The organism is Undibacterium sp. RTI2.2, from assembly GCF_035018705.1.
Lineage (GTDB): Bacteria > Pseudomonadota > Gammaproteobacteria > Burkholderiales > Burkholderiaceae_D > Undibacterium.
In genome coordinates, this window is the sequence record NZ_JASJXN010000044.1 from 1 (window position 1) to 11,964 (window position 11,964).

At 39.3% G+C, this 11,964-nt stretch carries 9 protein-coding genes; 4 read left to right on the forward strand and 5 right to left on the reverse strand.

The genetic code is table 11. The features are described 5' to 3' along the window. Nucleotides 1–140: 140 nt before the first annotated feature. Nucleotides 141–605: a DUF6799 domain-containing protein gene (locus QN395_RS18105; protein ID WP_323492588.1), complete on the reverse strand. Its 465-nt coding sequence runs from the start codon at nucleotides 603–605 to the stop codon at nucleotides 141–143. Nucleotides 606–1,102: 497 nt separating this feature from the next. Continuing rightward, nucleotides 1,103–1,402, reverse strand: a complete 300-nt coding sequence (locus tag QN395_RS18110) for a hypothetical protein (RefSeq protein WP_323492589.1) — start codon at nucleotides 1,400–1,402, stop codon at nucleotides 1,103–1,105. A 53-nt stretch (nucleotides 1,403–1,455) separates the two neighbouring features. Here QN395_RS18110 and QN395_RS18115 point away from each other — a divergent pair, with 53 nt between their 5' ends. Both QN395_RS18115 and QN395_RS18120 read left to right on the forward strand, forming a co-directional pair. Further along, a complete protein-coding gene (locus QN395_RS18115; RefSeq protein WP_323492590.1) occupies nucleotides 1,456–1,791 on the forward strand; it encodes a hypothetical protein in 336 nt (111 codons plus the stop codon). A gap of 328 nt (nucleotides 1,792–2,119) precedes the next feature. After that, on the forward strand, nucleotides 2,120–4,216 hold the full coding sequence (locus tag QN395_RS18120) for a phage integrase family protein (protein ID WP_323492591.1): 2,097 nt from the start codon (nucleotides 2,120–2,122) through the stop codon (nucleotides 4,214–4,216). 79 nt (nucleotides 4,217–4,295) lie between these two features. Here QN395_RS18120 and QN395_RS18125 read toward each other — a convergent pair whose 3' ends face one another. From QN395_RS18125 to QN395_RS18135, 3 genes are all read right to left on the reverse strand, one after another. Further along, a complete protein-coding gene (locus QN395_RS18125) occupies nucleotides 4,296–5,228 on the reverse strand; it encodes a ParB/RepB/Spo0J family partition protein (RefSeq protein ID WP_323492592.1) in 933 nt (310 codons plus the stop codon). Then, a complete protein-coding gene (locus tag QN395_RS18130; protein WP_322121823.1) occupies nucleotides 5,225–5,887 on the reverse strand; it encodes an AAA family ATPase in 663 nt (220 codons plus the stop codon). Before QN395_RS18130 ends, QN395_RS18125 begins: the two co-directional genes overlap by 4 nt. A gap of 1,150 nt (nucleotides 5,888–7,037) precedes the next feature. Then, entirely contained in the window at nucleotides 7,038–8,381 is a 1,344-nt protein-coding gene (locus tag QN395_RS18135) for a replication initiation protein (RefSeq protein WP_323492593.1), read from the reverse strand. 1,817 nt (nucleotides 8,382–10,198) lie between these two features. Here QN395_RS18135 and QN395_RS18140 point away from each other — a divergent pair. After that, nucleotides 10,199–10,651: a hypothetical protein gene (locus tag QN395_RS18140; RefSeq protein WP_322121821.1), complete on the forward strand. Its 453-nt coding sequence runs from the start codon at nucleotides 10,199–10,201 to the stop codon at nucleotides 10,649–10,651. 204 nt (nucleotides 10,652–10,855) lie between these two features. Continuing rightward, nucleotides 10,856–11,905 (forward strand): tyrosine-type recombinase/integrase, encoded by a 1,050-nt coding sequence (locus QN395_RS18145; RefSeq protein WP_322121820.1) that lies wholly within the window; start codon nucleotides 10,856–10,858, stop codon nucleotides 11,903–11,905. The last annotated feature ends 59 nt before the right edge of the window (nucleotides 11,906–11,964 follow it).

Below are 11,964 nucleotides of genomic sequence, written 5' to 3' on the forward strand. Positions count from 1 at the left end.
ATGATCATTTTGGACGCTCATTTCATTTAGGGGGTGTTGCCGCTCCCATTTTGGCACATCGATGCCGTTTGAAAGAGCGCGTCCATTCCATTAGAACCAGTTCTTACACCCCTTTTTGCGGCAACCCCTAGATAATAAAACTACTTCATCATTTTGCCGTTCTCATCCATTACCATCCCATTTTCGTCCATCATCATCCCATTTTTCATTTGCATCTTTTTGCCGTTTTTCATCTTGACCGAACCATCCATCATGACCATATTACCGTTGGACATAGTCATGTCTTTATCCATTGGCATGACCTGACCGTTCTTCGTCATCATCATTTTCCCGTCTTTCATCATATTACCGTCACGTATCATAAGGTTTCCATTAGCATCCATCATCATACCGTTTTGCATTTTTAACTTCTTCCCGTTTTTCATCATGACAGATCCATCCATCATTACTTTATTGCCGTTAGACATAGTCATATCTTTATCCATCGGCATAGATTGACCGTCTGTCATACTCATCATCTTGCCATCTTTCATCATGATCTCTTGTGCCATAGCTGCATTTGCAGAACACATTGTCACTATAAATGCTAGGGAATATTTATTCATTTTTGAACCTCTAAAGTAGGTTGAAATTTCAGCGATCGGATAGTCAAATATTGACACCAATTAGCTTATAAAAATTCTTCTTAAGACTCTGTGCACTATCCAACATACAACCGATCAAACAAAAAATAACTTTAGAAGCGATGAACATGGCGGTCAGTCAACAAGAATCTGCGATCGATTAAATCGAGCCTGTTAAGTTCCCGCATCTTATTTTTCGACGTATGCACCAAATTATTTTACTCTTGTAAGTGGACGGTTTTGTCCCAACGGACGAGATATGCGCAACATTCAGATAGATTGATTTGGTAAAAAATTGATTGAGCCGACGTTCTCGTATAGAAGGGGATGCGATTTCCAATAGATGTAATTTTGATTTGAATCTGCTGTTACGCTGCATATGTGTAAAGCTATCGCAATCTGGAAGAATTGTTCGGGGAGCGCAGTGTGCGTGCTAATCATTTTTCAATCAATGGGCGATCAAATTTTTACTGATCCTGTCAAAAGTATTCCACCAATACAAGCGCTCGGTTTGGGGCAGCTGTCGAATGGACGAAACCTACATCAAATTCAAAGGTGCACGGAAAAATCTTTATCGTCCGGTCGGCAAGAATGTCAAACAGCGTCGTAAATTTTCCAGTTGTCAGTGCGGGGCGTTTCCAGAGAGATTCACAGAAGCCGTTGCGGCCATTGGATCGGCGAAAATTTCCTGGACGCTGAATTTCAATTGAAGTAGAAAATTCTCTGTGCTGTTTAACAGCGTCATGCATTGCAATTGGCTGAGGAACGGTTCCGGACATCAGAATCGCGTGCTTTATTGGAAATTGACCGAGAGCGCGTCCAGTCAGCTAAATTGCAAAAAGAAATCGAACAAGCAAGGCTGTCAACATCAGAGTTAAATAATAGACACCAGGACGAGTTGCGTCGCTTGCAGTTAAGCATGGGCGAATATCGGCAACAGATTGGAAGCCTGCAAGGAAATCTTGAGGCAATCACTCAAAGTAGAGATTCTAGTCACAAGGAACTAGACGCCTTGCGCATACGAATGGAGGAACTCCAGGCATCCTTGATTTTAGTGAAATCGGAATCCGAAGGTCGGCTGAAGCAATTATCTGAAATACGTAACACTGAAAAAACAGCCGCTACTAAACAAGCTCGAAAAAATAGAAAATCTGACCTAGCTAGTTAGGCGCAGTTTAATAACAGGATACCTATTCAAAAAAGTCTGCAGTACTAAAAATTCCAATAAAATGCAGACTATATGATTTGGAATCTTTAGTACCGAAAAATTGAAATCTTTAGTTCCGAGTGCTTGCTTCAGCTATTTGAAATGTAAAAGAATCTAATTATAGAAGTGAGGTTAATTACTACTATAATTAACCTCATTATTTTAATGTACTAACTAAGGTAACATACAGACTAGTGTTGTCCGAGGGGTGTTTTTCGGTATACTTTTTTAATGTTGTCGTTATTATAATTAACAAATAAAACAAAGACTTAACGAGAGAAAAATCTGTATGGCACGTCCAATCAAGAAAAAAACAGAACCAGGACTAGAAGCAACTCTTGTACTCGAACGCGTCGGACGACATCACTTGGCTTTTTTGAAAGGCTACTTAGAAGGTCTTGATCTTGGAAAAATTGCGAAGCAATACTTAGAAAATTTTTCAGAAGATGATCACAGTATCGATCTGCGAGTTGCACGATCGACCCTCGACTGGATTCGAGCAGAATTGAAATTGGTGGCAAAACGGTTTGGTAAATCATCAATGGCTCGCGTCATTATGATTAATCCCGAGCAGCTAGTCACCGTCGCGGCCAAAATACCGACGTTAGAACAATTTCGAGAAGAAAGAGATCCTTATGAAATGTATTCGGAGTCAGATTTAATCGAATTATTTCAAGAAGCCTACTCAGATACCGATACAAATTCAAAGGCTCAAAGGAACATCCGACTTCGGCAACGCCAGTCAGATGCTTTGCTTTGGCTTCACGATATGGCGGTTACCGACCCAAATAGGATGGATAACGTGGCGTCTTGGTTAAAAGCAAACGTTGCCAAAAAACTGATACGAGCCGGCGTTAACACTCTTGAAGAACTTGTCGAAGCCATTAATATCAATGGCTATCGTTGGTATTCCGCAGTTCCAGGGTTAGGCGAAATTACAGCTCGATCTATCGTCAAATGGCTTACGCTCAATGAGGCCGCCCTCACCTGTTCTTTCTCGCGCTATTCCCTTACTAAGCGAAGCGAGCTTAATATTGTCGAGTTGAAGAAGGAACGTCCAAAAATATTTGGTATCGTTCCCATCGAGTATTTCAAGCCAAGGCAAGATCTCGATGGATCAACCGGACATAACCGCGGCGAGAGAAATAAATCTGGCGCAGAGAATGATTTTGAGGCTATACAGGTTTGGCTAAGTACCTTTGAAAAAGACTCCAATACGTATTTATCGTATCGCAACCAGGTTGAACGGTTCTTACTATGGTCCATCCTTGAGCTTGGAAAACCTCTTTCCTCCTTAGATACAAAGGACTGTATTGCTTATCGCGACTTCCTCTGGGATCTTGGACGCATGTATCCAGAGACATGGAATACGGTATATAGAATTCCAGAATCAAGCTGGCTTGGCAAACGTAACACTGAAAGATGGTCTTTGAACTGGCGCCCGTTTGAAGAATTGAAATCACCAAAACCGCCCAAAGAAATACCACCTTTGTTGCGGAAACAATGGCAAATTGAGCACACAAGTCGCAATGGTGTCCTCAAGCTGAGCTCACAACGTCTAGCGGTAATTATTTGTTCCAGTATGTGTGCCTGGCTTACTAAACGACATTATTTAGATTCGAATCCATGGGACGGAATTAAACCCCGAATGGCTCAACAGCCTGAGATTGCAGTGCATCACAGTCTTACCCAAACTCAGTGGGCTTTTATTTTGCAGTATCTCGAACATATGGAACCAAGTAGCTCAAAGGAAAGACTTAAGTTTATTTTGGTGTTGGGCTATATGACTGGTATTCGCTTATCAGAGATGGCTAACGCCTCCAAAGGGGATTTGGAATATCGGATAGGCAGTACAGATGACTCGTCAGGTTGGATTCTAAATGTAGTTGGGAAAGGCAAGCGACCGCGTGCTGTCCCCTTCCCTTCTGTCTGCATGAATCAATTGATTCAGTACTTCGCTCATCGGGGATATGGTGGTCTTGACGCGGTGCCTGAAGAGGTTCCATTAATTGACTTCCTGATGGACTCTTCACCACATCTCAACAAACTCAACGCAATCGATGATAAGCGCAAAACAAATGGGGTAATGGCCAAGAGTCAAATTTATCGATCACTTGTTAGATTTTTCAAAAGCGTTGCAAAAGAATTTGCAAAAATATCACCTGAAGGTGCAAAACACCTGACGATGGCTAGTACACACTGGCTCAGGCATACATCCGCTACACATGCTATTGCAAGCGGTGTTCCAATTGAAATCGTTAAGTTGAATTTCGGACATCAGTCCATTGCCACAACCGGCATATACATTACTCCTGAAATGGAGCGTCGAGTAAAGGTGATGGAAGAATTTGGTAAGGCTGTTTCAACGAGAAAACGAAATATATGAATTGGGATGCCCTGCTCTATTTTATGGTGTTAGAGCAGGACATTACTAAGTGATTTAGTCCTAATCATTGCGGAAAAGACTATAAGTTGTTCGAGAGTGTTTCCTTGACTAACTCATTAATTTTCGAGGTAAGTGCCTCAAATTTAATTTTGTCTTTGATTTCAGTAACCTCCAAAACGAATTTGCCCTTATCCTCAAATTTTTTCAATGTAGAGGCACCATGGTCGTATTTCATAGGAATCGAAACTGACCTGACTCTTGTCCCCTTCCCTTTGCTCAAAGCGACCCTGCGAAGGTCGACATCCCTAGAACTTAGATCATTCCTATCGATCTCTAGGATCAATTGTTCAGTTTTCTCATCATCAGCAGCAGAACAGAACTTCCTGATAGCATCGAGCATTCGCAAGTTATGAAGTTTCGGTCGATCAGTTAATATTCGTGTAATGGCCAGTGGCAATTCACTCAAACTTAATGTTCTCGAAAAAACAGTTTCATCCATGTTCAATGATTCTGAAATTTCCCTCTGGCTAGAAAAAACACCCTTCTCTAACAATAATTTCCAAGCTGATGCATCGTCCAATGGTGTTTGATCTTCACGTTCCTTATTCGCCCGTCTCGATTGTAGATAAAGTTCTTTATCCGATTCTGGTGGGTTTCTAATCTCGACACGCAGCGTTGCTTTATTTGAAAGTAAGCTCGCTTTGAGTCGTCTATGCCCATCGATTAGATTAACCTTTTTAGACTCATCTAAATACCCTAACGCAGCAGTGTCTTGACGGATGGCAATAGAAATTGCCAATTCATCTAAGCCAGATTCTGAGACAAATCGTCTTGCATTAAAAGGGTTTACCTTGATTTCGTTAATAGGAACATCGTAGGACTGACCAACTTGATAAACATACTTATCAACGGTTTGAGCCGGTTCAAGTTTTGAAGGAATGGTATTCAGAGACTCTACAACCTTCGTCAAATTATTCATTTCCTCGCGTGTTGGCTTTGAAAAAGGTTTCATAAGCTCTCTCCAAATCGTTTTATTTCCGAGTACAAATTTTTAATTTCTAATGTAGCCTTTTTATCGCCGTACTTACCCGTCATCTCATGCATTGCCATCCCTGCCCTCCTCGAATTTTTCCAAGAAGATCTATCTTTTAGTTCTGACTCAAATACTGGATATCCGTCTTCTTCGAAAAAAGCACGCGTCGCTTCTGGTTCTTTTGATTTGCTATTTGTCGAAAGACGATTTAAAACGATAAAGGCAGGAACTTTTTTCTTTTTATGCTTGTAGTCCATTGCCTTAAGCATTTCCATCACCCTCATTGTAGATTCACCTTCATACTGATCAGACCCACAAGGAACAAGAATTAAATCTGCGATAGCTGCCGTGTTTAACATCGTCAAATAATTTTGTGCACCGATGTCAATCACGATCAGATCGTACTTATCTGCCATTGATGTGATTTCGTTCGTTGGATTCTCTGGAATTGCAATGATAGGAAATTGTTTTAGACTCGGATCCGCTCTTCTAATCCTTCCCCATGCTGAAGATGATCCTTGTGGGTCAGTATCCATTAGGCAAACGTCAAAGCCATCTGAAACTGCGCAAGCGGCTATGTTTGTTGCTAATAATGTCTTACCTACTCCACCTTTTTCGGCACCAACGACTACTATCATGCGAACCCCCAATAAATTAGATAAGTATTTATATTATAGTTTATAAAATTAAATAAAGTAATGTCAAATACTAATTAACGTAAATATATACTTAATGTTTCAAATTACTTGAACTAGCCCAAGGTAAGTTGAACTCATATATGACTCAAACTGATACAAAATAAGCGCTTAAAGAATCCATAACCGAATAAGATCAAACATCCAACATTTATGAATACTTGAGCCGGTTCAAGTAGCCCCTACTCCACCCTGCCCCAAAACAAATGTGTTTATTTTCTCCGTAGATGTTTTCATGCTGATCGGCCAGAATTACGCCCTACAGGTAGTTTGAGCCGGTTCAAGTTTAGTTAAATCATAGCAATTCTTTATCCGCTTACGATCGAGCTTGAGTTGAATCTAAAAATACCCGTTATATTCGCAGTACTTTTACTGTTACACGAGGTCATTATTCTAGGCGCTGTTTAAGGCATTAGTATGCAATTTGGACATTGCCTGGACATGGCCGGTCGTTATTAATGACCTTTATTATTTCGATCATTAAGATATCTTCTCAATTCCGATTAGAGATTACGGGCTTCACACAAATAAGCCGTAGTACATCATTTTCGTCATCTTCACAGCGGAGATAACAACAAAGTCTTTTACTGGAGTATGGTTGACGAGGGTATTGTTCGAGCTTGATCAGGAAAGGTCAGATTTCTTATATTTCCGTATTCAATATCACCTCTCAAAAGTTCTACCTAAGGTGGAATGTAAATGTAACCATTGAAGCTCATTCAAATAATCTTTGCAAATTGAAGCTATCCATATATTCAAGCCAAGGGAAGACAAAAATTCTCACAATCTAATGATGGCGATGCGGCATTTGTTAGAATTGTTGGAATCGGGTAAAGACTTCCTATCAAAGACTTTTATACACGAATGGCAATCAACAGACTGAAAGCGCTGATTGGTATGCTGTAGCTCATTGAAAGTATCCGTATAACACACCATATATGATGATGAGGCAATGTAGCTTATAGCAGTCTTTGTCTTCAATAAGGGAGAGTAGGTGAGATAAATATTTCGACAAACAAAGTCAGTAGTTTCGATTTGATAAATATAGAAATATGATTTTAATGAAAAAGTTTGAGCCGGCTCAAACTTTTATTTAAAGCGTGCGCTGCAATGTGAACTCAATTATTTCTTCTGGCGTAGGTTGGCCCCACGTATCCAATGCAAGCCAAGCGTAGAACGGTATTAAGTGGCGATTTAGCCTCTTGGTCTGCTCCATAGGGATCCGTGCGTCTTCAATAATATCTTGCGAATTATATTTAGCTACCAAGCTGTCTTGTTCCTGGATACTCATTTCCTCGAACATCCGTAGCGCATCATCGTTACGTTTTTTGTTAATGTGGCTTAAGATCGACTTAACGTTTGATTCTGCGCTCTGTTTAGGGGGGACGCTTGCCGCTTTATTCAAATTACCTGCATAGTTCGATTCGCATGCTGCAATTAGATAAGCACCTTTATTTTTAATAGTGTCCTTGGAAGTCTCTGAGAGCCTAGCCTTTAGGTAATCAATGTTTGCAACTATAATATTTTCATCAAACGAATTTTTTAGCTTATTAAAGTAATGATTACTGATACCTAATTTTGTTAGTTCACCTTTAAGATCAAATGCTGCTCCTTCACTAACTGGTAATGCATTTTGAACGGGAAACTTAGGTTTTTCCTTAACTCTAAATTGCAGTTTTTTGACACGCTTACTACCTTCTCTGTCTTCCAATAATTCAACTAGAAGGTCAGAAATTTCATTAATTTCTTTAATCCCGGGGAGTAACTTATCTCTTTTAAACAGTTTGTATTCATTCAAGTAACTATCTGCCTTAACTTCGCCATGAACGACCATGCGCCAAAAAACCCAATCTTCCTTGCTAGTCAGTTGACTCGGATTTGTTCTGTAACGGCTGACCCAATCATAAAGTTTGATCGCAGCGTCGGATTTTAATTTTTTTTGTATGTCGTAATTAAGATGGGAGTATAGGGTGCTCTTAAACAACATTGGCTGTATTGGCTCATAAAACGAATAACTGACAAATTCATTATCAATAGCAACAAAGGGCAAAAGAACACAAGATGCCCACAAATTCTGGCCATCTTTTTTCAACACGTCCCATTCGGCCGTCAGTCTTTGCATTTCCTTTAGCGCGTCTTTGAAGGGCTTTCTGTTCGTATTGTTATAGCCCATCAATTCCATAAGCTTGACTCGTGGAATATTAAAAACCTTTAAGGGTGATCTAGACGAATCACCACCTGAATTTATATGAATATCGTTCTGTTCAGTCGCATTTTTCAATAAACCGTTCCAAGCTTTTAGCTGCTGCCCTGTCATGACACCATTATGAACAAACATTTGCGAGACTTGGACTGGCTTTTTATAAATCTCAGCTAAAGGGTTCTCAAACAACGCAAGCGTTTGTGTGTCGCCAGTTAATTTACGTTTGGACGTCATATTTTTTTGAGGTGAGTGGTTTTGTCAATTTTCGCACCTTTAAAAATTTCATGCAATGTATACCTATGACTTTCTTATAGCAAAATCTTGGTTGTGGTGAGAGATTTAAATAGGGTTTTTGTGACGACATTGTCAGAAAAAGCCCTTATATATTTTCTTGTGCCATCCATATTTAGAAATTGAGTTTTGATTTCTTTGAAAAAATCTTTCGTCCTTGACTGAACCAGCAAGATTTACCTGGTGTGGAATTCTTTTCCCAGTTATTCGCTATTTGCTTTCGGTTCTAGTGGATCAGAATTGACCAGAGGATGGCTAGGGCTATTAAATACTTGGACGGTTGATGTATCAAGACAAGATAAAAGTGCTTAGAAGCTCTGTCTATGCACATCTAGAGGAGTTTTGAAGTCATGGCCATCACCCCCGAATAGCAAATCCTTTCGTAAGATAATTTTTAAGTTTTAATCTTTTAAGCGTCACGTGATACCTGAATGTTATTTAAGGTGAGAGATTTAAATAGCCTAGGAAATTTCCGACAGTATTGTCTTTGTTTATCTCAATGATCTTGTTTGCACTCCCTAAGCTTTTTAATGACCTTGTGCGACAGGCATTTTGTATTGTTACTCACGAAATTAGATAGATAAAAACGGTGGTTTTTGAACTAGTGATGAACAGTACAGTTTCTATGAGCTTTTATCCGAACTTGCTGGTTGTTTACAATAATTTAGTAAACATTTAAAAACGTTAACAAACATCTAAGCACGCTAAACCTAAGCTGGCATTGATTCTTAAGAGACATTGGTGAGTAATTTAAATAGATCGAGGAGAAAATTACATAGGGGAGGGTTGTGAATAGCATAGTTACGGTGAGCAAAAACAATAGCTAAGGGTTGTTGATAGCATAGGGGTAAAAGTAAAGGTGAGAAATTTCAATAGGACCTGTGGATAACATAGAAATCCTACTGTTTAATGATCAAAAGGGACATTTAATTTTTAACCTGATTTTGAGGTGAGGAAATTCAATAGGTAAATTATAAATAATGTACAAAAACCATTTAAGGTGAGGAAATTCAATAGGTGTTTAAGAATTTACTTTAAGTCCATTCATTTAAGGTGAGAAAAAACCATAGGCTTATAGAAATATAATAAAAAAAAATAGTGATATGCCAATCGCGATTAAATCGGTATTCCTTTCTCATTAACATTTAACAGAGAGTTATTGTTCCAGTTAATTTTGAGGTGAGAAAATTCCATAGGTATATCTGAAAAAACATGTTGAAAATTTAGTGAGGTGAGAGAAATCCATAGCATCTTAATAAATTACTTTAAGAAGTGCTCCTAAATCTCAAAATAATTTCTTCCAATCCGACCTGACTTTCTAAGTTGATCCGCCGTTTACGAATGGTGAGAAAAATCCATACCTTATTGAAAAAACTTGTCGATAGAATCATAAAATCTAAGTAAGGGGAGAAAATTACATAGGCAATTAGGAAAAAGAAGGGAAATATTTTTTGAGGTGAGAATTTTAAATAGGGTGAGGGCGATAAATACCTAATTCATATTCAATAATGCACTCATCAACCATCAATTTTACGAAGCCCTATGCTTTTTACTCACCTCAAATATTGGAAAGAACTCTAAAAATACGGTGCATATAGAGAATATTGGATCGGAAGGATGTGAAAATACATTATCTAAGTCAGGAAACTGACATCGTTTGTTAGCCGCAAAGGCTCAATTCAGGTCTCAACTGAAATTTTATTCACCCCCGGGATCTAATCCTAAAGGATTTAGATTCCTTTTTTTCCATGGAATCTAAAATGAATCCTTCTGACGAGAGAATTTCCCTTCGTCGTGCTGTTTTGCACAAGCGGTCTAGTTTAGTTGTTGGTGGACTAGGCATAGGAAAAACATTTGTTGTGAAGCTTGTTGGTAGCGCTCTTAATCACAATGTGATTATCAGTATCCCTGCAGTTTCTGATCTCACTGATGCTAAAGGTTTAGGATTTCCATCTGCCGATGGTACTCATGCAAAATTTCTTCCCCTAGGTCAGATTTATCATCTCGTCAACGCAAAGAGTCCGACCATTTGGCTTATCGATGATCTTGGTCGGGGAACACCAGCGGTGTTGGCAGGATTTATGCCTTGGTTGTTATTGAATGTAGGTACGTCAATCGTACTAAATGTAAAGATAGCTTCGGATGTCGTAAGTTCCAATAAATTATTGGGTTTAAAAAAAAGACCAATGCTCTCGATTTTTTATAACAACTGACGGGTACTGACCATGTCCTGGAATCCAATACATTTTATAATTCAATTAACGGTCACGGAATTGGCATACTATTATGGAATTGCAATGCCGCAATGGTTATTTCACTTAATTTTCGAAGGTGTGCAGCCGAGCTTCTTTGGACTTGTAGCCAAGATGTTGTTTTTATTTACTTTTAATTTTAAATATGACCGTTAATTGAATAAAATGAATAAATCTTTATTTGATGATGAAAATGGCTGGAAACACAGTCCGAGAGAAGCTTTTTCCGCTTTTGTGAAAACGGAAGATTACTTGCTGTTGGGGCGTCGACAAATCGCTAAAACAAACGAGAATGAAAATAAAAAACTCCGTCCAATATTGGATAGTTCTGCTGAAATTTACATTCACATGTTCCACCGATTTATGGATTTCATTGATTCGCAGGGCGTTATCTTGCACAGTGTGAACCATGACCACATTAAAGATTTTTTAGAGATACCGAAGCCAGGTAAGAATACGTCGCGCAAAGCCTTTAATAGTTCAATACGTGTGCGATATTTACGCTTATTAGAACGAGTATTTGCACATGTCGGCATCACTCCCAATCCAGCTAAGCATGCAGCCTTTGATATTTACCAAACCAAAGCACAGGGGCGGGACCTACCTAAAGTGATACTCACAGATGACCAACAGCATTTGTATATGGAACACTTACCGGAAGTCGCACCTTACGACCTGACCGTTGACGATGGGCCGGAATGGAAACGTCGGCGAGATAGGGCGATACTGGCCATGTTACTGGGAGCGGGATTAAAGGTATCGGAGTTGGTTGGGCTCAACACTGATCGAGTAGGTGCTAGAGACTCTACCGGCTCTATTCCAGTTGAAATAACACCTTGGTCAGTGAACGGTACAAGTCGGAATCACCAAACACAACTAAGGCCGTTCGCTGTTGCAGATGTGATGGCATGGGTTGAGGAACGCAATGCAAAGAAAATACCAGGGAAACTTTTATTTCCTGCCAACCTCGATGGAAAAAAATTAGATAAATCGACAATCTATCTTTTGACAAAAGCGACTTACAAAAAGGCTGGGATCGAAGTAAAACGTAAAGGCCCGCGTACACTCAGAAATTCGTTTGCAGTAAGAGAACTAGAGTCTCCTGACGGGTCTATCGAGCTAACTGGTGAATTACTTGGATTACGAAAACGTAAATCAACAGAAAAATATCTGATCACTAACAAATTATTGAATAAAAAAAGATTGATTACCTGAGACTGTCTCTCCAAAGAAATCATCTCAAAGGTGGACAGACAATTTTTGTATGAACGTCC

Coding starts and splice junctions, on each gene's coding strand:
- QN395_RS18105 (WP_323492588.1), bottom strand. CDS start 605: ATGAATAAATATTCCCTAGCATTTATAGTGACAATGTGTTCTGCAAAT.
- QN395_RS18110 (WP_323492589.1), bottom strand. CDS start 1,402: ATGTCCGGAACCGTTCCTCAGCCAATTGCAATGCATGACGCTGTTAAA.
- QN395_RS18120 (WP_323492591.1), top strand. CDS start 2,120: ATGGCACGTCCAATCAAGAAAAAAACAGAACCAGGACTAGAAGCAACT.
- QN395_RS18125 (WP_323492592.1), bottom strand. CDS start 5,228: ATGAAACCTTTTTCAAAGCCAACACGCGAGGAAATGAATAATTTGACG.
- QN395_RS18130 (WP_322121823.1), bottom strand. CDS start 5,887: ATGATAGTAGTCGTTGGTGCCGAAAAAGGTGGAGTAGGTAAGACATTA.
- QN395_RS18135 (WP_323492593.1), bottom strand. CDS start 8,381: ATGACGTCCAAACGTAAATTAACTGGCGACACACAAACGCTTGCGTTG.
- QN395_RS18140 (WP_322121821.1), top strand. CDS start 10,199: ATGAATCCTTCTGACGAGAGAATTTCCCTTCGTCGTGCTGTTTTGCAC.
- QN395_RS18145 (WP_322121820.1), top strand. CDS start 10,856: ATGAATAAATCTTTATTTGATGATGAAAATGGCTGGAAACACAGTCCG.